Annotated in this window: 17 protein-coding genes and 2 tRNA genes; 7 read left to right on the forward strand and 12 right to left on the reverse strand. The window is 60.8% G+C overall.

The window, feature by feature from the left end:
• The coding region (locus tag DW754_RS08240; protein WP_117833487.1) for a sugar nucleotide-binding protein at positions 1-1,376 on the forward strand (1,376 nt) is incomplete at its 5' end.
• Between the two features lie 37 nt (positions 1,377-1,413).
• On the opposite strand, the gene DW754_RS08245 is transcribed toward DW754_RS08240, so the two are convergent.
• From DW754_RS08245 to DW754_RS08255, 3 genes are read right to left on the reverse strand one after another with little or no spacing between them, the layout of a single operon-like run.
• A complete protein-coding gene (locus DW754_RS08245) occupies positions 1,414-3,822 on the reverse strand; it encodes a YfhO family protein (RefSeq protein ID WP_117759323.1) in 2,409 nt (802 codons plus the stop codon).
• Positions 3,806-4,774 (reverse strand): glycosyltransferase family 2 protein, encoded by a 969-nt coding sequence (locus tag DW754_RS08250; RefSeq protein ID WP_117759321.1) that lies wholly within the window; start codon positions 4,772-4,774, stop codon positions 3,806-3,808. The genes DW754_RS08245 and DW754_RS08250 overlap by 17 nt, the downstream gene beginning before the upstream one ends.
• Before the next feature lie 6 nt (positions 4,775-4,780).
• The gene (locus DW754_RS08255; protein ID WP_117759319.1) at positions 4,781-5,752 is read right to left on the reverse strand and encodes a glycosyltransferase family 2 protein; all 972 of its coding nucleotides are present in this window, start codon (positions 5,750-5,752) and stop codon (positions 4,781-4,783) included.
• A gap of 160 nt (positions 5,753-5,912) precedes the next feature.
• Between DW754_RS08255 and DW754_RS08260 the strand changes: the two genes are divergently transcribed.
• The 4 genes from DW754_RS08260 to DW754_RS08275 all read left to right on the forward strand — a co-directional run bounded on the left by DW754_RS08260 (position 5,913) and on the right by DW754_RS08275 (position 8,730).
• The gene (locus DW754_RS08260) at positions 5,913-6,758 is read left to right on the forward strand and encodes an ABC transporter permease (RefSeq protein WP_022094778.1); all 846 of its coding nucleotides are present in this window, start codon (positions 5,913-5,915) and stop codon (positions 6,756-6,758) included.
• Positions 6,759-6,769: 11 nt separating this feature from the next.
• Complete coding sequence (locus tag DW754_RS08265) at positions 6,770-7,537, forward strand: ABC transporter ATP-binding protein (protein WP_006236046.1); 768 nt, start codon at positions 6,770-6,772, stop codon at positions 7,535-7,537.
• Between the two features lie 54 nt (positions 7,538-7,591).
• Positions 7,592-7,668, forward strand: a tRNA-Arg gene (locus tag DW754_RS08270).
• 75 nt (positions 7,669-7,743) lie between these two features.
• The gene (locus DW754_RS08275; RefSeq protein WP_117759317.1) at positions 7,744-8,730 is read left to right on the forward strand and encodes an acyltransferase family protein; all 987 of its coding nucleotides are present in this window, start codon (positions 7,744-7,746) and stop codon (positions 8,728-8,730) included.
• A 99-nt stretch (positions 8,731-8,829) separates the two neighbouring features.
• On the opposite strand, the gene DW754_RS08280 is transcribed toward DW754_RS08275, so the two are convergent.
• The 9 genes from DW754_RS08280 to aroF form a co-directional block, all read right to left on the reverse strand.
• Positions 8,830-9,297 (reverse strand): DUF4869 domain-containing protein, encoded by a 468-nt coding sequence (locus DW754_RS08280; protein ID WP_117759315.1) that lies wholly within the window; start codon positions 9,295-9,297, stop codon positions 8,830-8,832.
• Between the two features lie 131 nt (positions 9,298-9,428).
• On the reverse strand, positions 9,429-9,866 hold the full coding sequence (aroQ, locus tag DW754_RS08285) for a type II 3-dehydroquinate dehydratase (protein WP_117759313.1): 438 nt from the start codon (positions 9,864-9,866) through the stop codon (positions 9,429-9,431).
• A gap of 99 nt (positions 9,867-9,965) precedes the next feature.
• Positions 9,966-11,204, reverse strand: a complete 1,239-nt coding sequence (locus DW754_RS08290) for a shikimate kinase (protein ID WP_117759311.1) — start codon at positions 11,202-11,204, stop codon at positions 9,966-9,968.
• Positions 11,205-12,350 (reverse strand): prephenate dehydratase, encoded by a 1,146-nt coding sequence (gene pheA / locus DW754_RS08295; protein WP_117759309.1) that lies wholly within the window; start codon positions 12,348-12,350, stop codon positions 11,205-11,207. It abuts the gene before it with no gap.
• A 49-nt stretch (positions 12,351-12,399) separates the two neighbouring features.
• On the reverse strand, positions 12,400-13,491 hold the full coding sequence (aroC, locus tag DW754_RS08300; protein WP_117759307.1) for a chorismate synthase: 1,092 nt from the start codon (positions 13,489-13,491) through the stop codon (positions 12,400-12,402).
• A 1-nt stretch (position 13,492) separates the two neighbouring features.
• Positions 13,493-14,812 (reverse strand): 3-phosphoshikimate 1-carboxyvinyltransferase, encoded by a 1,320-nt coding sequence (aroA, locus tag DW754_RS08305; RefSeq protein WP_117759305.1) that lies wholly within the window; start codon positions 14,810-14,812, stop codon positions 13,493-13,495.
• Positions 14,806-15,912 (reverse strand): 3-dehydroquinate synthase, encoded by a 1,107-nt coding sequence (gene aroB / locus DW754_RS08310; RefSeq protein ID WP_117759304.1) that lies wholly within the window; start codon positions 15,910-15,912, stop codon positions 14,806-14,808. Before aroB ends, aroA begins: the two co-directional genes overlap by 7 nt.
• A 36-nt stretch (positions 15,913-15,948) precedes the next feature.
• Positions 15,949-16,863, reverse strand: coding sequence for a prephenate dehydrogenase/arogenate dehydrogenase family protein (locus tag DW754_RS08315; protein ID WP_117759302.1), 915 nt, complete (start codon positions 16,861-16,863; stop codon positions 15,949-15,951).
• Positions 16,864-16,866: 3 nt separating this feature from the next.
• Positions 16,867-17,889: a 3-deoxy-7-phosphoheptulonate synthase gene (gene aroF, locus DW754_RS08320; RefSeq protein WP_117759300.1), complete on the reverse strand. Its 1,023-nt coding sequence runs from the start codon at positions 17,887-17,889 to the stop codon at positions 16,867-16,869.
• A gap of 204 nt (positions 17,890-18,093) precedes the next feature.
• Between aroF and DW754_RS08325 the strand changes: the two genes are divergently transcribed.
• Together DW754_RS08325 and DW754_RS08330 are read left to right on the forward strand one after the other, a co-directional pair.
• A tRNA-Arg gene (locus DW754_RS08325) sits at positions 18,094-18,170 on the forward strand.
• A gap of 76 nt (positions 18,171-18,246) precedes the next feature.
• On the forward strand, positions 18,247-20,964 hold the full coding sequence (locus DW754_RS08330) for an HAD-IC family P-type ATPase (RefSeq protein ID WP_117759298.1): 2,718 nt from the start codon (positions 18,247-18,249) through the stop codon (positions 20,962-20,964).
• The last annotated feature ends 63 nt before the right edge of the window (positions 20,965-21,027 follow it).

Genomic DNA, 21,027 nt, shown 5'->3' on the forward strand with positions numbered 1-21,027 from the left:
TCCACGGCGACTCGCGCGGCTGGTTCAAGGAGAACTGGCAGCGCGCCAAGATGACCGCCCTGGGCATCCCGGACCTCAGGGTCGTCCAGAACAACATCTCCTACAACGACAGCCGCGGCGTCACCCGCGGCATCCACGCCGAGCCCTGGGACAAGTTCATCTCGGTGGCCCGAGGCTCGGTCTTCGGCGCCTGGGTCGACCTGCGCGAGGGCAGCGCCACCTACGGGAAGGTGTTCACCTGCACGCTCGACCCGAGTAAGGCCATCTACGTCCCGCGCGGCGTGGGCAACTCCTTCCAGGCCCTGGAGGACGGCACCGCCTACACCTACCTGGTGGACGCCCACTGGTCCCTCGAGCTGAAGAGGACCTACACCTTCGTGAACCTCGCCGACCCCGAGCTCGCCATCGAGTGGCCGATCCCGCTGGCCGAGGCCACCGTCTCCGAGGCCGACCTCAACCACCCGATGCTCGCCGACGTCGTCCCGATGGCTCCCAGGCGCACCCTCGTCACCGGCTGCAACGGCCAGCTGGGCCGCGCGGTGCGCGCGCTGGCCGAGGAGCGCGGTGTGGCGAAGGACTTCGACTTCTGCGACATCGACACTTTCGACATGTCCGACCCGGACGCCTATTCGCAGTACGACTGGTCGCTCTACGGCACCGTGATCAACTGCGGCGCCTACACGGCCGTGGATAAAGCGGAGACCCCCGAGGGCCGCGTGACCGCCTGGAAGGCCAACGCGACGGGGCCCGCGCTTCTCGCACGCACCTGCGCCGGGCACGGGATCACGCTCGTGCACGTGTCCTCCGACTACGTCTTCGACGGCACCGAGGAGGTGCATGACGAGGAGGAGCCATTCAGCCCGCTGTCCGTCTACGGCCAGACGAAGGCCGCCGGCGACATCGCCGTGGCCGGGTGCCCGCGCCACTACGTCATGCGCAGCTCCTGGGTCATCGGCGAAGGCCACAACTTCGTCAAGACCATGAAGGGCCTCTCCGACCGCGTCGCCGACCCCGAGGACAAGCTGGACAAGGTCACCGTCGTGGACGACCAGCTGGGACGCCTGACCTTCACGCGCGACATGGCCGAGGCCATCTTCCACGTGCTGGGCTCGCACGCCCCCTACGGTACCTACGACTGCACCGGCTCCGGTGCCGTGAGGTCCTGGGCGGACATCGCCCGCGCCGTCTTCGAGGCCGCCAACGGCAATGGCGACAAGGTCGTGCCGGTGTCGACCGCCGACTACTACGCGAATGCCGCCGGCCCCGTCGCCCCGCGCCCGGTCCACTCCGCGCTCGACCTGTCCAAACTCGAGTCGGTCGGGTTCCACATGCCCGACTGGGAGGAAGAGCTGGGGGAGTACCTCAAGACGCTCTAGCCGCTATTAACTTTTCGAGAGTAAAAGCCGCCGTTCTTTAACGGCGGCTTTTCTTTTGCCTGGTGAATAGCCCCGCTGCAACAAGGGCGGCGGCGGTCGCCAGACTCACTGCAAGCCCCGCAAGGGCGCCCGGAGTCTTGTAGGTCATCACGATCCTATTCGCGCCTTTCTGCATGTTCAGGGATGACAAGCCCTTATCGGCGGCGGGCGTTAGTTCTGTGGCGGTTCCGTTTGCCGTTACGTTCCAGCCCTCATCGTACGGAACGCTCAGCAGTAGGTTGCCGTCATCCTTGGCGGTATACTCGCCTTCGATCCTTCCGTCCTCAAAAACCGTCGGAACAAATTCGCTCATCTTAAGCTCGTTAATAATCTGCTCGAAAACGTCCAGATTGAGGGCGTAAAAGACCGGCTCATTGTCTTGGGGCATGTCTGTATAGCCCTCTGCGACTCCGATTGACACCGTATGCTGGCTCGGGGAGTCCGATGCATCCGCAATCTGGCGGATATTATTGTCGAATCTCCAGGCCTCGTTTCCGATCGTTCGCTGGTCGATGGTAAGGGTGACGGGCCAATAACTGCCGGCGGTCGCATCTTTGTTGATGTAGAGATACCCGATGGAACCCGACGGCACGGTGGCGTTCCACTGCCTTAAGTTCTCGTCATCCTCCGTGTTTTTGGCCTCGATTTTGGTATAGAGCATTACCTCGCGGCCCAGGATTTTGCTGTAGAGGTCGTTTTGCTTTTCGAAGGGGTTCTCGCCCTTCAACGTGCAGTTTTGAATGTCATTGGATGTCATGACACCAACGCTGAGCGCATAGGGGTTCTCGTACACCGCACTTGCTGTATCGGCTATTTCAGTCATTGCCGCGTATCCCGAAGGCGCGTGCTCGGCGATGGCGTACTTGACTCCCAACAGGGCATCAACGGCAAGAATGGGCTCGGCATAACGGGTCGAGAATTCGCCGACGCTGCTGTATCCAAGGGAGTTGAGCAGTGCGATGGCCTGCGGATTGTTGGCAGACGAATACGAAGACAACTGGTTGTACCCAAGCGCCAAGCCTTCGTTGAGGGCGGCGCTGTCGACGCGTGTGGTTGTGCGGTCAATGCGATAGAACGACGCCGAAGTCTGGTCTTGAATGGTCGTGATAGTGTCGGTTGCGGTGGCGACATAGGCGCTGTTGGCTTTTTCGGAATAGCCTGTGTACAGCTGGTTCCACATAACATGGGCGTTGGCAAACAACTCAATGGCGGTTAGTGCCAGGAGGGGCATGATGACGACGGGGCGATAGGCTTGACGCAATTTAGGCTGGTTTTTGAGCGCATGCAGCGCGTGTCCTGCGGCCCACAGCGCAAAGAAGCTCAGCAAAAAAGCCGTGCGCGAGTAGAAGCCGTTGGGAACGCGCATGCCGCACCAGATGTACTCGAGCGGGCTCAAAACGGAGCTTGCGACCAGGATTATCGTGACGACGAGTGTTGCGATGCGCGTCTTGATCGAAACCGTGCGGTTAACCAGCAGGCTCACCGCAAGCAGCATCATGACGATGCCGCAATAGAACTGCGGTGTGCTTTCGTTGCTTACCCACATGCAGGGAAGAAAGCCCCTGATGAGCGACTTGAGGCTGGTTTTAAGTAGGGGGCCGAGTGCTAGAACGGGACCGCCCTTGGACATGGCAAGGATGGTCGGCAAAAAGGTCCAGGCGGACAGAAGCAGTCCGAGCGCGATAGCCCCGGCGAACCGCAGGGCCCGATCGAGCATGAGCTTCCAGCTAAAACCTTCTTCTGCAACATAATCGACAAATTCGACCAATACGAAGATGCAGAGGAACAGGATGCTGATGTAGGCCGTATACCAGCAGAACATGACATTGAGCGCCGTTGCGATGACGAGGCGGATCATGCGCTGCTTGCGGATGAGCTCGTAGCATCCGTAGGCGCAGATGGGCAGCAGGATGAGGCAATCGATCCAGAGCGGGTTGCGTAGGTTGCTGATGGTCCAGCTGCAAAACGTGAACGAGAGGGAAAGCAGGAATGCTGCGGGCTTGGGTAGGTCAAAGCGCTTTTGCACATACCAAGCGCTGCTGATGTGGATGCAGCCCAGTTTGAGCGCGGAGATAACAAACACGAAGAGCGTTAGCTTGTCTGCGGGAAAAAGCGCGCAGAGCAGGTTGAAGGGGCTGGCGAGGTAGTAGCTATAGAGCCCCCATGTGTTCATGCCGAGTCCTTGCGAGAAGGAATAGCGAAGGCTTGCCTCGCCTAAAAGGACGCGCCGGAACCAAGCAAAGAAGTCGATGTATTGGTATTTGAGATCGTTGGTGAGAAACGAGTTGTCGCCAAAGGGGTAGACATGCCCTGCCACTGCAAGTGCGACAAAGAGTGCGACGGAAAATGCGAAGCAGGCGGCGTAGAACGCCACATTCTTGAGCGTGCTGTTATTGGGCCGTGTCATCAGATTCCTCGTTGGATTCTCGAATGATATAGATGGGACGTCGCTTGGTTTCCAAGTAGGCTTTTGCCAAGTATTCACCTATGATTCCCAGGCACAGAAGCTGCATGCCGCCAAACAGCGTTATGAGGCAGGCGAGCGACGGCCATCCGCCGACGGGGTCGCCCCAGACAAGCGTCTTTACTAGGATGACGACGAATCCCAGAATAGCGATGAGGCAGAAGACGATACCCGTGAGGGCGGCGAGGGAGAGCGGTGCCGTGGAAAACGCGACGATACCGTCGATGGAATAAAGGAGCAGCGACCAAAAGCTCCATTTGGTCTCGCCGGCCACGCGGTTGACGTTTACGTAGGGGAGCCATTTGGTCTTGAAGCCGACCCAGCCGTAAATGCCCTTGGAGAATCGGTTGTATTCGCCCATGGAGATGATGGCGTTGACCATAGGCCGCTTCATGAGCCTAAAATCGCGTGCTCCGTCGACGATGTCGGCCTTGGAAATGCGGTTGATGATCTTGTAGAACATACGGGCACAGAACGACCTGATGGGAGGTTCGCCTTTGCGGGTGGTCCTGCGCGTTGCGACGTTGTCGTAGTCTTCGGTCTGCAAGATCTCGTACATCTGCGGCAGGAGCGAGGGCGGGTCCTGCATGTCGGCATCCATGGTGGCGACATAGTCGCCTTTTGCGTGCTGGAGTCCGGCGAGTAGTGCCGCCTCCTTGCCAAAGTTGCGCGAGAAAGAGTGCCAGCGGATGGCGTATGGATGCGCCGCCGCGGCTTCCGCCTTCATGACGGCGAGCGTTTTGTCTGCCGAGCCATCGTCGATGAGGACGGCTTCAAAGGAGATGCCGGGGTCTTGCCGGGTCATGATGCGAACGACGCCATCGAGCTCTTTGAGAAAGATCGGAAGTGATTCCTGCTCGTTGTAACTCGGTACGACGATGGAGATGAGCGGCATGGTGGTTTACCTCTCGCTTGGCTTGGAAGTAGGGTGGCCGGGCTGGTCGTCGTAGGCGTACTTGCTATATACGTTGACCTCCCACTGCTTTTTTTCGACCTTTGCTACAGAATCCAGGATGAATCCGGTTGCAAGGCTCAGGCCGCACAGGAACATAAACGACGCGGCGAGCATGGCGGTGGGGAAGCGCGGAACGAGGCCGGTCTGGAAATACTCGACAACGATGGGCATGCCCAGGGCGAGGCCGATCACCGCAAACAGAAGCGCGACGAGGCTGAAGAACTTCAGCGGGCGGTAGTCCTTGAACAGCGTGCCGATCATCGCGACGACTTTAATGCCGTCGCTCACGGTATTGAGCTTGGACTCGGAGCCTTCCGGACGGTCGCGGTACTCGATGGGCACATCTTTGATGCGCCAGCGGTGGTCGACGGCGTGGATCGAGAGCTCGGTTTCGATCTGGAAGCCCTCGGAAAGCACGGGGAAGGTTTTGACGAACGGGCGGCTCATGGCGCGGTAGCCGGTCATGACGTCATCGAAGCTGTAGCCATAGATCCACTTGATCATGGCGCGGACCAGATTGTTGCCAAAGCCGTGGAAGGCACGCTTGTTCTCCTCGGCGTAGGTGCCGTTGGAAAGGCGGTCGCCTACGGTCATGTCGGCCGTGCCGTTAAGGATGGGCTCGCAGAGGGCTTTGGCAGCCTCGGCGGGATAGGTGTCGTCGCCGTCGACCATCAGGTAGCAATCGGCGTCGATATCGCGAAACATCTGGCGGCACACGTTGCCCTTTCCCTGACGGGGCTCAAAGCGGACCGTGGCGCCGTGCTCGGTGGCGATGCGTGAAGTATCGTCCGACGAGTTGTTGTCATAGACATAGACCGTCGCTTGCGGAAGCTCGCGGTGAAAGTCGTCGATGACTTTGCCGATCGTGAGGGCTTCGTTGTAGCAAGGGATGATGACGGCGATGGATTCAGAATTCACTCAATGCTCCTTATACTTTCAATCCTTGAAAGTATAGCCGTTTGGGCTTGGCATCCTAAGATGTGGGTTAGTTCTCCAGTTTTGTTGCGCGAATCGTTTGCATGGCCGTCGGGTCTATACTGTTCGTTTGTCAACGATTACGAGTAAAGGAGTTGCATCCGTGTCGGATCAGACAAAGCAACAAGAAACTCGCAGTCTGCCTGCGACGTTTGCTAAGAACGAATTTGAGAAGGATGCGTTTATCCTTCGTCAGCTGGTTACCAAGGATTTTAAGATCAAGTATCGCCGTAGCGTTCTGGGTGTCGCATGGTCGGTGCTCAATCCGTTGCTGATGATGATCGTCATGGCCATCGTGTTCTCGACGATTTTTGGCCAAGGCCGCAATGGCTCAATGACGCCCGAGATGTACCCGCTGTACTTGATCGTGGGTAACATTACCTTTGCCGTCATGTCCGAGTCTACGAACCAGGCCCTGACGTCTATCGTGGGCGCTGCCCCTCTGCTCAAGAAGGTTAAGGTGCACCGCTGGGTCTTCCCGGTGCAAAAGGTGCTCTTCTCGCTGGTCAACTTTGCCTTCTCGCTGGTCGCCGTCGCCATCGTCATGCTGTGGTTCCGCGTTATGCCTTCTTGGCACCTCATTCTGCTGCCGGTTTGCCTGCTGCTGCTTATGTGCTTCTGCATGGGCCTGGGCATGATGCTCTCTGCTCTTACGGTCTTTTTCCGCGACGTTATGCATCTATGGAGCGTCGTCATTACGGCGTGGACTTACATTACGCCCATCTTCTGGACGACTGACTATATTGCGCAAATGCCGCATCTCGTGCGTATCTTGATGTATGCGAACCCCATGTTCAACTACCTGCAGTTTATGCGCGATATCTTTCTGTTTCAGACTACGCCCTCGCTCATGACGTTTGGTATGTGCGTTGCCTGGGCGGTTCTTGCGCTTATTATTGGCTACACCGTGTTCCATAAGTCCGAGCGCAAATTTATCCTCTACATCTAAGGAGTGCTGTGATGACTGAATCTGTTGTTGATTACAGCGAGCAGCCTCTGGCTGTCGAGGTCGACGACGTCACCATGATCTTTAACATGGCGTCTGAGTCGCTGACCAACCTCAAGGAGTACTTCATCAAGCTCGCCAAGCACGAGTTGTTCTTTGAGGAGTTTAGGGCGCTTAAGCATATTTCGTTTGATATTCATCGTGGCGAGGTCGTGGGTCTGGTTGGCACCAATGGCTCCGGCAAGTCTACGATGCTCAAGATTATCGCTGGCGTGCTTGAGCCAAGCGAGGGCAGCGTTAAGGTGCACGGTAACATCGCGCCGCTGATTGAGCTTGGTGCCGGCTTTGATCCCGAGCTGACCGCCCGCGAGAACATCTATCTGAACGGCGCCCTGCTCGGCTATACCAAGGAGTTCATCGACGCCAACTTTGACGGCATTATCGAGTTCGCTGAGCTTCAGAACTTTGTCGACATGCCGCTTAAGAACTTCTCCTCGGGCATGGTTGCGCGTATTGCCTTTGCAATCGCGACGATTACCGAGCCCGATATTCTGATCGTTGACGAGACGCTGTCCGTCGGTGATGTGTTCTTCCAGCAGAAGTGCGAGGCCCGCATCCAGCACTTTATCCAGAGCGGCGACGTGACGGTTCTGTTCGTTTCGCACTCCATGGAGCAGGTTGAACGCATCTGCCAGCGTGCCGTTTGGATTGAGAAGGGTGACCTTCGCATGGACGGCCCGGTCGATGAGGTCTGCAAGGCGTACCGCGAGCAGTTCAACTAGGTTATAATTACTTGCGCCTGACAGGTTTGCGCTTGCTTGGGCGTGCGGTTATTTGCTCCATTAGCTCAGTTGGATAGAGCAGGGGACTTCTAATCCCAAGGTCGACGGTTCGAATCCGCCATGGAGCACCATCATTTATTAAGCCCGGACCGCTTGGTGGTCTGGGCTTTTTTCATCTTGCGTGCTGCGGTTTTGAAGGGTTCGCCATGGGAAGTAAAAGGCTCGACTGGATAGATATTGCAAAGGGGATTGCAATGATTCTGGTCATTGTGGGGCACACCGTCCCAAATCCTTCTCCCTTGCGGCACGCGATCTTCTCGTTTCACATGCCGGTGTTCTTTATTCTTGCCGGGTATACGTTTAGGCCGAAGCCGTGGCGCGAGCTGCTGAGTGGTTCGGTGTCGCGCCTGCTGGTGCCGTATGTGGTTCTTGCACTGGCGTGGCAGGTGCCGACGTTCTTGATGAGCGGTGTTTCTTTGACGAGCGGTACGCTGGTTGCGGGGCTTAAGACGCTTGTGTTTGCCTCAGGCGTTGATGTGCCTCGGCTTGGCGTTGCCGCCGTTGGCATGGCATGGTTTTTGGCGGCGCTGTTTACGTCGCGCCTGTTGTTTAATGCGCTCGTGCGGCTGTTTGATCGCCGCGGGATCGGGGTTGTTTGGCAGGGCGTTGTCTGTGCCGCGATTGCCTTTTGCGGATTGAGCGTGTCTCGATTAATGGGTGTTTACCTGCCGCTCGATATGGATCTGAGCTGCTATATCTTGCTGCTGATGTGGGTTGGCTATACGGCGCGCCAAAAGGGGCTGGAGCCGAGCGTGAGCAAGCCCCTGCTGTTTATTGGAGCCGGTGTCGCTTGGCTTGTCCTTGCCGCGCTGAGTGGGCTTGAGCTTTCGAGCCGCCGCGTGGATGGGTTTGTGGTTGCGACAGTTGCCGCTCTTGCCGGCAGCTACTGCGTGTGCTGGGTTTCCATGGCGCTGGAGAAGTTGAAAGACGTGCCGGTTTTGGGGTCCTTTGAACAAGCCCTCGTGTTCTGCGGACAGGCCAGTCTTGCCATCTTTGCAATCCACGCGGTCGATTGGTTTATTCCTTGGCAGACGATGCCGCTGCTTATGACGCTGCCGGCATCGTGGCTCTTCGCGTCAATCGTACGCTGTGCCTGCGATATTGGATTGGCATTCGTGATTAAGAAGGCGTAACAAAAGCAGTGTGACTAAGTTGGCCCCCGCTGTTTCATTTGGGTTTTAAGTATTCTGGTAAGACTTTTCTAACGCATTCAGCGATTGCGGCCATAGAACCTAGTGCAGCACTCTGGCCGTATCATCAACATCCAAAAAGTCATTGGTGGCACCGACGAACTCCTGCATGTTCTTGACGATGCGGCCGTCATTTTCAATACGGATTTCGAAACGCTTCCAGGGGAATTTCATGATGTGATAAAGGGTTACCAGCACGTCTTGCTCTTTGCCAATCTTGAGCAGCCAACGGGCGCAGTTGTCTCCGCAGGTGGAAGCATTAAATACCATGTCGGGGAGATTGCGTACCAGCAGCAACGTCTTGACACCGCCAGAAAGCTCGAGTGGCGTAATCGAGCCAAGCTGCTTGCTGATGATGTTGTGGGGGCCGATGAGCTCTGAACCGTCAACACCATTAATCATCTGTGCAGCCATGGGATCTTCGAACCATGAATCCAGGTACGAGTTCCTAAAGTAGGTCTTGGTATCGTAGATGGAACCGGGGTAATCCCCCAGGTGAATGCTCAGCATGTGGGTCTCCAGACGTAGTGTGACTGCAACGATTATATGCCAGTAACAAAATGCCGGAAGCAGCGAGGTCGCTGCTTCCGGCGCTGGAGTTTTGTTCGCGTGAATCGGTGTTAATGAATTGATCCGCGAGGCTACTTTTCGAGATGCTCCTTCAGCAGCTCCAGTGCATGCGCATAGCCTTTCAGGCCTTCGCCGGTGATGGTGGCGAAGCAGGCTAGGCGTGCATAGCTCACCTGGCGGAAGTCCTCGCGGGTCTCGACGGCGCTGATGTGGACCTCGACGGCAGGGATGGCGACGGCCTTGAGGGCATCGAGGATCGCGACGCTCGTGTGCGTGTAGGCCGCCGGGTTGATGACGATGCCGTCGACCTTGCCGTAGGCCTCCTGGATCTTGTCGACGATGCTGCCCTCGTGGTTGGATTGGAAGACCTCGACCTCGTTAAAGCCCTGCGTGGCGCCTGCCTCCTGGCAGATCTGGACCAAACGGTCGTAGTTATCGCTTCCGTAGATGCCCGGCTCGCGAATGCCGAGCATGTTGAGGTTGGGGCCGTTGATGACGAGTGCCTTCATGGTTGCTTCCTTTGCAGTTGGTTGGCGTGGCTGGTCTTGCGATCTTCGGCGATTGCCCAGATAAAACCTGCCAAAATAAACCTGTCCCTTTTTGGCAGGTTAGAGGGTCTCGACGATGGCGGCCGCGGTTTTGGCGGCGCAGTCGCGTGAGTCGATGATGTAGTCGGCCCAGGAGCGGTAGCGCGGCATGCGCTGCTCGGCGAGCTTGTCGATGCCATCGCGCGCCGTGATGGGGCGGCCCTTGTGGGCGAGCTCGTCGAGCTTGCGATTGAGCATCACAATCTGGCTGTTCTGGTGCAGCAGCGGGTAGTTCTCGTCGCGCGTGACCACGCCGCCGCCGGTGGAGAGCACCAGGCCGCTGCGCTTGGAGATGTCGGCCAGCGCCGCCGTCTCCTGCTTGCGGAAGGCCACCTCGCCGCGCTCGACGATAAAGTCGGCACAGGTCATGCCCAGACGCTCCTCGAGCGCGTGATCCAAGTCGATGTGCTCGCGACCCGTGAGCAGGGCGATCTGCTCGCCCACGCGGGTCTTGCCCGAACCCGGCATGCCGATCAGGGCAATGTTTTGCTCGCGGCGGGACAGACGCTCCGTTATGTCCAAGATGCGCTTGCGCGGGGTGACCTGGCCGGTATAGCGCTCAACGGCCTGTGCCGCTTGGGCCACGAGCATCAGTAGGCCGCCGATGCAGGGGATGCCGCGGCGCTCGGCCTCGAGCATCAGGCCCGTGCGAGCGGGGTTGTAGACAATGTCGATAACGCCTTCGAGCGCATCTAGCCCTTCGAGCGTGCAAGGCGCGTCGGGGCAGTGGGGGAACATGCCGGCAGGTGTGCAGTTGACGAGCAGTGCCGCATAAGATTGCTGCGCGATGTTGTCGTAATTGACCTCGCTCGTACGACCCACGGGTACGACGACGGCGCCCAGGTCACCGAGTACCATGCTCGCCGTGGTGCCGGCGCCACCGGTGGCACCGAGCACGAGGACCTTCTTGCCGGCAACCTCTACGCCCAGCTCCTCGACAAGGCACTGAAAACCGAAGTAGTCGGTGTTGTCGCCGCGTAGGCGGCCGTCGGGCAGGCGCGTGATGGTGTTGACGTTGCCCATGCGCTCGGCGAGCGGGCTCAGCTCGTCCAGGTATTCCATGACGGCGCGTTTGTAGGGGATGGTCACGTTGGTGCCTTCCCATTCGTTACACGTCATAAAAGCCTCAAGATCCTCGGGCTCGCGCTCAAATCGCACGTAATCGAGCCCAGCGAGCTCTTTGTAGATGGTTGGGGTGTAGCTGTGGCCCAGCACGCGGCCCAGCACTCCGTAGGGGCGGGTTGCGGCGGTATCGGTCATCTAGAGCACCTCCGTGTAGCTGCCAAAGTAGGTGAAGCTCTCGCACACGTCGTCGATAGAATCGAGCAGGTCGTCGAGGGCCTTGCTGCCAAAGGGGCAGTCCAGATCAAAGTAGAACATAAACTCAAAGTCGCGGCTGGGGATGGGGCGGCTCTCGAGCTTGATGAGGTTGATATTGAGCGCGTAGAAGCGCTCGAGCACGCGATAGAGGGCGCCCGGCTCGTTGACCGTGGTAATCATGAGCGAGGTGCGGTTGGCGCCGGGGTAGACGCGCGGCTCGCGGCTGATGACGACAAAGCGCGTGTAGTTGTTGTCCGAGTCCTGAATGTTGGACTCCAGCGCCTCCAGGTCGTAGAGTGCCGCGCAGCTGCGCGATGCGATGGCGGCAACATCGGTGCGGTCGGAGTTGGCGACCATCTCCGCCGACATGGCGGTATTGGGGTACTTGGTGGCGTGCAGGCCGTGGGCCTCGATAAAGCTGGCGCACTGCGCGATGGCCTGACCGTGGCTGTAGACCTCGCGCACGTCGGCGAGCTTGGTGCCGGGCTTGACGAGTAAGTTGTGGTCGATCTTGAGGCGAAGCGAGCGCACGATGTGGAATTCGAACTGGGCGAGCAGGTCGTAGACAGCGTTGACCGAGCCGGCGGTGGAGTTCTCGATTGGTAACACGCCAAACTCGCAGAACCCGTCGCGTATAGCGCGCATGACGCCCTCGAAGGTCTCGAAGAACGCAATATCCGGCACGTCGAAGAGCTTGCATGCGGCGATCTGGCTGTAGGCACCCTCAACGCCCTGGCAGGCGACGCTGGCAGTCTGGGGGAAGGGCGTGTCGAAGGCTACGGCCGTGGCGTGGGCCTTTTGCGACACTGTGATGCCCTTGAGTTCGTTGATGTAGCGCTGCTGCTCGGCCTTGCTCATGCTCATGAGGAGACGGAACAGGGTGATGGTCTGGGCCTCGTAGCGCTCGGGTGCGCGGCTGGCGAGGTTGTTGAGCTTGGAGCGCTCGCGGGCGGGGTCGAAGACGGCCTTGCCCATCTCGATTTTTGACTTGGCGACCTCGGTGGCAATGTCCATGCGCTCGACAAAGCTGTTGAGGAGCGTGGTGTCGATGCCATCGATGGCCTGGCGAATGTCAGCAAGGTCCATGGAGACCCCTTTCACGTGTCGGGGGATGTTGAGGGGTGGATAGTTAGCGCTAGGCGGCGTCTTCGAGGAGGGCGTCCCAGATGGCGAGGGCGGCGGCTGCCTCGGCTACGGGGACGGCTCGGGGGACGATGCAGGGATCGTGGCGGCCATGGACCGAGAGCTCGGCATTTTCCATAGCGTCCATGTCCACCGTCTGCTGCTCGCTGCCAATGGAGGGCGTCGGCTTTACGGCCATGCGCCACATGACGGGCGCGCCGGTCGAAATACCGCCCAGGATGCCGCCGGCGTTATTGGACTCGACCTTGATCTCGCCTGTCTCGGCATCGATGCGATACGGATCGTTGTTCTCGCTGCCGCGCATGGCGGCCACGGCAAAGCCCATGCCAAACTCCACGCCCTTTACGGCGGGAATGCCAAAGGCGATTTGCGCGATGCGGTTCTCGATGCCGTCGAACATGGGGTCGCCGATGCCCGCGGGAAGCCCGTAAATGCCGCACTCCACGATGCCACCGATGCTGTCGAGTTCGTCGCGCGCAGCTAGGATTTCCTCGCGCATGCGGCCGGCTGCGGCGGCGTCAATGCACGGCAGATCGTTCGTAAGGATCGCCTTGCGGTCGGCCTCGCGATAGACCATATCGTCCATCGGCAGGTCGGAGATGCCGCCGATCTGCGCCACATGTGCCATCACTTTAATGCCGCGGGCCTCGAGTGCCTGCAGCGCAATGCCGCCGGCGATGCACAGGGGTGCCGTTAGGCGGCCGGAGAAGTGTCCGCCGCCGGCGACATCGTGCATGTTGTGATACTTCACGCGCGCAGGGAAGTCCGCATGTCCGGGGCGGGGCTTGCGGCGCAGTTCGGAGTAATCCTTGGAGCGCGTGTTGGTGTTCTCGATAATCGCGGCGATGGGCGCGCCGGTGGTATGTCCATCGACCACACCGGCGATGATGTGGGCGGCGTCGGCCTCGCGGCGTTTGGTCGCGGTCTCGTCGCGACCGGGGGCACGACGGTCAAGGAAGGCCTGCAGCTGCTCCTGGTCAACAGCGATGCCCGCCGGAATGCCATCGAGGGAGCAGCCGATGGCGGGGGAGTGCGACTGGCCGAAGATGCTTACGTGCAAGACGTTGCCAAAGGTCGAGGACATGCTATTCCTCCTCGAGTGTGACCTTGCCGCCCAGCAGGCGGTAGTGGTCGAAGAAATCGGGATAGGACTTGTTGACGGCCTCGGCGCCGTGGATCACGACCTCGCCGGTGGCGCGGCTCGCGGCGATAGCGGCCATCATGGCGATGCGATGGTCGTTGTGCGAATCGACCTTGCCGCCGGTGAAGGCATCGACACCCTTGATGATGAGGTCATCGCCGGCAATTCGTACCTGCGCGCCCAGCGCGGTGAGCTCGCGGGTGGTGGTGACCAAGCGGTCGGATTCCTTGATGCGCAGACGGGCACAATCGCGGATAAAGGTGCGGCCCTGTGCCAGCGAGGCCACGGCCGAGATGACGGGCACCAGGTCCGGAATGTCGTGGGCACTCATCTCAAAGCCGGCGAGCTTGTCGGACTGCACGGTGGCGGCGTTGGTGGAGCGCACGATGCGGGCGCCAAAGCGCGAAAGCGCGGCAAGCACGTTACGGTCGCCCTGTGCGGAGCTTAGCGACACGCCCTCGACGGTGATTGGGTCGGTACCGATGGCGCCGGCGCACAGCCAAAAGGCGGCGTTGGACCAGTCGCCCTCGACGGCCACGCTGCCGGGCGTGCGGTACGAGCCACTGCTCACGCGGAAGTTCGTGACCTCGGGCTGGCCGTCCTTGGCCGGAATGCGCTCGACGTCGACCTCGACGCCAAAGGCCTTCATGGCCTGTATCGTCAGGTTGATGTAGGGGCGGCTCTCGATGAGGCCGGTTACCTGCACGCAGGAGGGCTGGGCCAGCAGCGGGGCTGCCAGCAGCAGGCCCGAGATGTACTGCGAGCTCACGTTGCCCGGAAGCACAAAGGTGCCCGGGCGCATGCGGCCGCTCGTCTTGAGCGGAAAACCGCCCAGACCCTGTAGGTCGCAGCCGGCGGCGATGATCTCGTCCGAGAGCGGGGAGAGCGGGCGGGCGCCCAAGCGCCCCTGACCCACAAAAGTTGCTTCTGCGCCCAGCGCGCAGGCGACGGGCAACATAAAGCGGAGCGTGGATCCGCTTTCACCGCAGTCAAGCGTGCCGCCGGCAAGGGCCTTGAGCAGGCCAAATTCAACACTCTTCATGGTGGGGTGGACCTGGAAGCCGTCCTCGACGGTCTCGATGCGAGCACCCAGGGCCGTAAGGCAGCGCACCGTAGCCTCGATGTCGGCGCAGGTGGTGTTGCAGGTGACGTGTGTCTCGCCGTTGGCAAGCGCAGCGCAGATGATCAGGCGATGCGCCATCGACTTGGACGCGATGGCGGGAACGGTGCCCTTGAGCGGGGACGGGGTGATGCGGGCTAGCATGCGGATGCGTCTCCCTTCTGGCCGAGGCCCTCGGCAATGAGTTCGTGGAAAGTGGAAAGCGGTGTGCGGTCGATGCTGCAGCGGCCAATGCCGTGCGGAATCACTAGATCGATGGTGTCACCCGCGCGCTTCTTGTCGTGGAGCGCCTCGGCAAAGACGGTATCGGCATCTAGGTCGCAGCGGGTCTTGAGGCCATGGCGGGCGCAGAGTTCCTCAATACGATCGGGCAGTGCAGCATCGCAAATGCCGTGCAGGGCCGCGGCGCGCGTGATGATGCCCATGCCGATTGAAACGCAGTTGCCGTGTCCGAGCTCAAAGTGCTCGCAGGCCTCGACGGCGTGCCCGGCGCTGTGTCCAAAATTGAGGAGCTTGCGCTGGTTGGTTTCGCGCTCGTCGGCGACGACCACGGCGCGCTTGATGTCGATATTGCGGGCGATGATGAGCGCTACGCGGGCCACATCGCGGTTGAGCAGCTCCAGCGTGAGCGGGGTCTTCTCCAGCTCGGCGAAAAGCTCCGGGTCGGCGATCACGGCGTGCTTGACGACCTCGCCGCAGCCGTCGGCGAACTGCTCGGGCGTGAGGGTGGCCAGGCACCCCACGTCGGCAATAACCATGCTCGGCTGCCAAAAGGCGCCGGCCAGGTTCTTGCCGGCAGCCAGGTCTATGGCGGTCTTGCCGCCCACCGACGAATCCACCATGGCGAGCAGGCTCGTGGGGATCTGCACAAACTTGCAGCCGCGCATGTAGGTGGCGGCCACAAAGCCCGCCACGTCGCCCACGACGCCGCCGCCGAGTGCCACGATCACGTCGGAGCGCGAAAGCTCGTGCTCGGCCACAAACTCCAAAATGGCAACGTAGGTCTCGGCGCGCTTATGGGCCTCGCCGGCCTCGAAGGTGCAGATGCTCACCTCGTAGCCTGACGCCTCCAGGCTCTGCTTAACGGGCATCTGGTAGAGCGGGCCCACGTTGGTGTCCGTCACGATGACGGCCTTGGTGCCGCCGGCGGTGGCGCGCACGAGCGGCCCCGCCTGCTCCAGCAAAAACGTGCCAACATGCACCTGGTAGGGGCGTGCAGTGTCGATATCGATGGTAATCGCCATAAGCTTCGGTCCTTTCGACCTGGCGTGATGGGTTGTCTAGTGGGAGGCCTCGTCGTCGAGTGCGCGCTTAATGCGGTCGCCCTCGGCAAGGAGATTCTCCAGATAGCGCTGGTCGCGGTCCTTGAGCGCGCGGCTGTAGGCGCCGAGCGATTCGATCAGATGGTCGATCTCGAAGGCGAGCGCATTGGCGTCGTCGATCATGAGCTCGGACCACATCTGCGGATTGAGGTGCGCTACGCGGGTGAGGTCGCGGTAGCTGCCGGCCGAAAAGCCGTGGTGAACCTGAGCGGTCGGGCTCTTAACATAGGCGTTTGAGACGACATGCGCGAGCTGGCTCGTAAAGGCGATGACGCGGTCGTGCTCGGCGGCGCTGGTCACGCTGAACTTGCCAAAGCCCAAGGGGCGCACCATCTCGCGCACCTGGCCCAAGAGCTCGAGCTTAAGGGCATCGTCTACCGCGGGTGGAACGAGCACCAGGGGAGCGCCCTGGAACAGGTCGGCGCGGGAGTGAGCGTAGCCCGAGAACTGGGTGCCCGCCATGGGGTGCGCGCCCACAAAGTAAAAGCCGTGCTCGCGGGCAAGCTCAAAGGCGCGCTCGCACACGATGCCCTTGACGCCCACCGTGTCGATCACCACGGGGCCCATGATGGCCTCGGTATCGGTGGCGTCGGCGAGCGCCTGGGCGTGCGCCTCGAGCCACTCGATGCAGGCTTCGGGGTAGCAAGCCAGGACGATGATGTCGCATTCGCCGAGCGTCTCGTCGTTGAGCTCGCCGGCAACGGTGCCCATGCTGGCGGCCGTCATGACATCGTCATCGGGATCCCAGGCCAGCACGCGGACGCCCGCCTGCGCATAGCCGCGGGCAAAGCTGCCGCCAATGAGGCCAAGGCCGACGATGCCGGCGCACTTGGGGCCGCCCTGGTTAACGCGCGCGTTTCTCACCGTGCCCATGGGCTACTCCATGGTCTCTTGGCAGACAACCTCGCGGATGGCCCGGATGCGGCGCATGGTGTCGTCGAACTGATCGGGGGTGAGGGCCTGGGCGCCGTCGGACCATGCGCGGCTGGGCTCGTCGTGGACCTCGATCTCCAGACCGTTGGCACCGCAGGCGGTCGCGGCGAGCGCCATGGGCTCAACGTAGCGGGTGTAGCCGGTGGCGTGGCTGGGGTCGGCGACGACGGGCAGGTGCGACAGGTGGTGCAGCACCGGCACGGCATTGAGGTCGAAGGTGTTGCGGGTGCGGGTCTCGAAGGTGCGGATGCCGCGCTCGCACAGAATGACGTTGTCGTTGCCCTCGCTCATGATGTACTCGGCGGCCATGAGCAGCTCATCGATCGTGCCGGACATGCCGCGCTTAAGCAAGATCGGAGTCTTGGTCTTGCCGACCTCTTTAAGCAGAGGGAAGTTCTGGGCGTTGCGGGCGCCGATCTGCATGACGTCGATCTTCTTGTCCAGGAAGACCTGCACGTCGCGCGGGTCCATGATCTCGGTGACGATCGGCATGTCGAGCTCGGCAGACGCCTCGCACAGCAGGTCCAGACCGGCGGGGCCCATGCCCTGGTAGGCGTACGGGGAAGTGCGGGGCTTGTAGGCACCGCCGCGCAGCATCGTAGCACCGGCGGCCTTCACGCGGCAGGCGATGCGGATGAGGTTCTCGCCCTCGACGGAGCACGGGCCGGCGATGACCTGGAACTGGTCGCCGCCGATCTTGACGCCGTGGCCGCAGTCGATGACGGAGTCCTCGGGGTGGAACTTGCGGTTGGCGCGCTTGAACGGCTCGGAGACGCGCTGCACGCGCTCGACGACGTCCATGGACTCGAGCAGGAACGGGTCGATCTTGGTCGTATCGCCCACCAGGCCGATGATCGTCTCGTTCTCGCCGCGCGAGACATCGGTCTTCAGACCCTTTTTCTCAATCCAGCTGACGATATGGCTGACGGCCTCGTCGCTGGCGCTCTGCTTTAAAATTGCAATCATGGTGTGCCTCTCACCTCGATGGATAACCCTTGCAAAAACGGCCCGCATCGCGAGCCGTGTATATATGGTGCATGAGAGTTTATACTATCTGATTCGCTTTTGCCTTCTAAAGTGAGCCGTTGCGCCACGTCTTCCCCGGAATTGCAAAGCTTTTTCTTTTATTTTGATAGCCCGTGGTGCACTTGGGTATAATGCCAACCGTTGGCCCTATTAGCTCAGGGGATTAGAGCGTCTGCCTCCGGAGCAGAAGGCCGTTGGTTCGAATCCAACATGGGGCACCATCGAACGTAAGACCGTCCGAACCTCGCATGGTCCGGGCGGTTTTTCTTATACCGACGCGACGTGATGGGACGTGGTATGGCAGCAACGGATATCGAGCGCGGACTCTCGACCGCCGAGGTCGAGGAGCGCATCGCCGCCGGTAAGATCAACCGCAACATGGAGCTCAAGACCAAGTCGGTCCGCGAGCTCATCATCGAGAACCTCTGCACGCTGTTCAATTTGATCAACGTGATCTTGGCGTTCCTGGTCATTTTGACCGGTTCGTTTAAGAATCTGACGTTCCTGTTCGTGGTGTTCCTCAATACCGCTATTGGCGTCATTCAGTCCATGCGTTCCAAGAAGATGGTCGATAAGCTCACGCTGCTGACCTCCAAGAAGGCCATCGCGGTGCGCGACGGCTCCGAGGTTGAGCTCGACCTGGATCAGATCGTGCTCGACGACATCATCCGCCTGGGGCGTGGCGACCAGATTCCCGCTGACGCCGTGGTGGTTTCGGGCGAGGCGCTCGTGAACGAGAGCCTGCTGACGGGCGAGAGCGACCTTATTAAGAAACAGCCCGGTTCCGAGCTCATGAGCGGCAGTTTTATCGACTCGGGCCTGCTGCGCGCCCGCGTGATCCATGTCGGCGCCGACAACTACGTGGCCAAAATTAATAACGAGGCCAAGTACGTCAAAAAGGTCAATTCCGAGATCATGAACGCGCTTAACGCCATCGTGCGGTTTGCGAGCATCATCATGATCCCGCTCGGTTTGGCGTTGTTTTCCTCGAGTGTGAGCGAGCTGTGGGATGCCGCGGGAACCCCGGGCGATAGCGCGCTTTCGTGGTGCTTCTCCGAGCTGCTGGCCGGCCGCGTGCCCTCGTCGGCGCTGCTGTCCACGGTGGGCGCTCTGCTGGGCATGATCCCGCAAGGCCTGGTGCTGCTGACCTCGTCGGTGCTCGCCATCGCCACGGTGCGCCTGGCCCGCCGCAAGGTGCTGGCGCAGCAGCTCTACTGCATCGAGACGCTCGCGCGCGTCGACGTGCTGTGCCTGGACAAGACGGGCACCATCACGTCGGGTCGCATGGAGGTCGAGGGTACCTATCCGCTACCGGTCGAGGGTATGGGTGTGGGGGAGAGCGACGCCGCCGTTCCCGTCGATACCACGGTGCTCGATTTTGCGCTGGCTAACGTGGCGCGTGCGACCTCGGCCGATGCCAACGAGACCTGCCAGGCGCTGCTCAACTATTACGCCGATCGCCCGGTCGAGGTGTCTGAGCCGCTGTCGGTCATTCCGTTCTCGTCGTCTAAAAAATGGAGTGGCGCTTCATTTGCGCAGGGCTCCTACGTAATGGGTGCGGCGCAGTTTGTGCTCTCTGATCGTGCGTTTGCCCAGGTCGAGAACCGTGTCGCCGAGCTTGCCGATACCTGCCGCGTGCTCGTGGTGGCACTCGTGGACGGCTTTACGCCCGATGGCGATATGGTGGGCGAGGCCGAGCCCGTGGGCTTTGTGACCATCCGCGACGAGATTCGCACCTCGGCGGCCGAGACCATCGGCTACTTTAACGAGCAGGGCGTGACCCTCAACGTGATCAGTGGCGACGACCCGCGTACGGTGTCGTCGATCGCGCGCGTTGTGGGCGTGCCGGGGGCGGACGCTTATGTGGACGCCACGACGCTCGATACGCCGGCCAAGCTCGATGCCGCAGTGGACCGCTACCATGTCTTTGGTCGTGTGACCCCGCAGCAGAAGCGCGAGCTCGTGCAGGCGCTCAAGCGCCGCGAGCACACCGTGGCCATGACAGGCGACGGCGTCAACGACGTGCTGGCGCTCAAGGAGGCCGACTGCTCCGTGGCCATGGCGGCCGGCTCCGATGCCGCGCGTAACGTGGCCGAGATCGTGCTCGTCGACAACGACTTTGCCTCGATGCCCGCCGTGGTGGCCGAGGGCCGTCGCTCCATCAACAACCTGCAGCGTTCGGCTTCGCTGTTCTTGACCAAGACACTGTTCTCGATGGGCCTGGCGGCGCTGTGCATCGCGCTGCCGCCGTACCCTTTCGAGCCGATTCAGATGACGCTCATCAACTTCTTCTGCATTGGCGCGCCGGGCTTTGTCTTGGGCCTGGAGCCCAACAATGCTCGCGTGAAGGGGTCGTTCCTGACGAACGTGCTCAAGCGGGCACTGCCGGCGTCGATTGCGGTCATTTTGGCCGCGGCGCTCGATATCTTTGTGGCGCGCGTGTTTGGCTTTAGCCAGCTCACGCTGTCTACGATGTGCCTGCTTACGTCGTGCGCGGCGAGCGTCAGCCTGATCTGGCGAATCTCGCAGCCCCTCACGCCCTTACGTGTGGTGCTCTTTGTGTTTGTAGTCGCCGGCATCTTGGTAGGCGTTATCGGATTCCCGGAGCTGCTGTCTATTGCCAATCTGACGATGGGTCAGATGGTTTTCTTGGCTGCCATCGTGGTCTTTACCTGCTCGGTGTTCTTTAAGCTCGCCACGATGATGGATTCGCTCAGGCCGCGTCGTCGTCATGCCGCAACTGGTTTTGGCCGCGGTGTGCGCGTCCGCCTGGGTCGCGGTGGCGGCAAGGTGAGCTCGACGGGTTCGACGGCGGAGCGTTTTGCCAAGCGCGTCGCCGCCGACATGGCGCAGCGCCGTGAGGCGCGCACCGTTCGTGAGGCCGAGGCCCGCGCACTCGAGGGCGTGGCCCAGGCCCAGCCCAAGAAAAAGAAGAGTACCGGAGCCAAGCGCTCTCGCGTAACCAAGTCCGCCCAAGGCATCAAAGTCTCGATGCCAAGCAAAAAGAAGAAGTAACTACGCGCCCTGGCGATGTTGAATTGGTGCCTTGCTCCTGTGGGGCCGTGGCGATGTTATGCT

This window comes from Collinsella sp. AM29-10AC (assembly GCF_003469085.1).
Taxonomy (GTDB): Bacteria; Actinomycetota; Coriobacteriia; order Coriobacteriales; family Coriobacteriaceae; genus Collinsella.

Excerpts from the sequence above, each read along its gene's own strand:
- DW754_RS08250 (WP_117759321.1), bottom strand. The coding sequence starts at position 4,774 with ATGCCGCTCATCTCCATCGTCGTACCGAGTTACAACGAGCAGGAATCA.
- DW754_RS08275 (WP_117759317.1), top strand. The coding sequence starts at position 7,744 with ATGGGAAGTAAAAGGCTCGACTGGATAGATATTGCAAAGGGGATTGCA.
- aroB (WP_117759304.1), bottom strand. The coding sequence starts at position 15,912 with ATGGCGATTACCATCGATATCGACACTGCACGCCCCTACCAGGTGCAT.
- pheA (WP_117759309.1), bottom strand. The coding sequence starts at position 12,350 with ATGGACCTTGCTGACATTCGCCAGGCCATCGATGGCATCGACACCACG.
- aroA (WP_117759305.1), bottom strand. The coding sequence starts at position 14,812 with ATGCTAGCCCGCATCACCCCGTCCCCGCTCAAGGGCACCGTTCCCGCC.
- aroC (WP_117759307.1), bottom strand. The coding sequence starts at position 13,491 with ATGTCCTCGACCTTTGGCAACGTCTTGCACGTAAGCATCTTCGGCCAG.
- DW754_RS08330 (WP_117759298.1), top strand. The coding sequence starts at position 18,247 with ATGGCAGCAACGGATATCGAGCGCGGACTCTCGACCGCCGAGGTCGAG.
- DW754_RS08290 (WP_117759311.1), bottom strand. The coding sequence starts at position 11,204 with ATGACCGATACCGCCGCAACCCGCCCCTACGGAGTGCTGGGCCGCGTG.
- aroQ (WP_117759313.1), bottom strand. The coding sequence starts at position 9,866 with ATGAAGGCACTCGTCATCAACGGCCCCAACCTCAACATGCTCGGCATT.
- DW754_RS08245 (WP_117759323.1), bottom strand. The coding sequence starts at position 3,822 with ATGACACGGCCCAATAACAGCACGCTCAAGAATGTGGCGTTCTACGCC.
- DW754_RS08265 (WP_006236046.1), top strand. The coding sequence starts at position 6,770 with ATGACTGAATCTGTTGTTGATTACAGCGAGCAGCCTCTGGCTGTCGAG.
- DW754_RS08315 (WP_117759302.1), bottom strand. The coding sequence starts at position 16,863 with ATGGGCACGGTGAGAAACGCGCGCGTTAACCAGGGCGGCCCCAAGTGC.
- aroF (WP_117759300.1), bottom strand. The coding sequence starts at position 17,889 with ATGATTGCAATTTTAAAGCAGAGCGCCAGCGACGAGGCCGTCAGCCAT.
- DW754_RS08280 (WP_117759315.1), bottom strand. The coding sequence starts at position 9,297 with ATGCTGAGCATTCACCTGGGGGATTACCCCGGTTCCATCTACGATACC.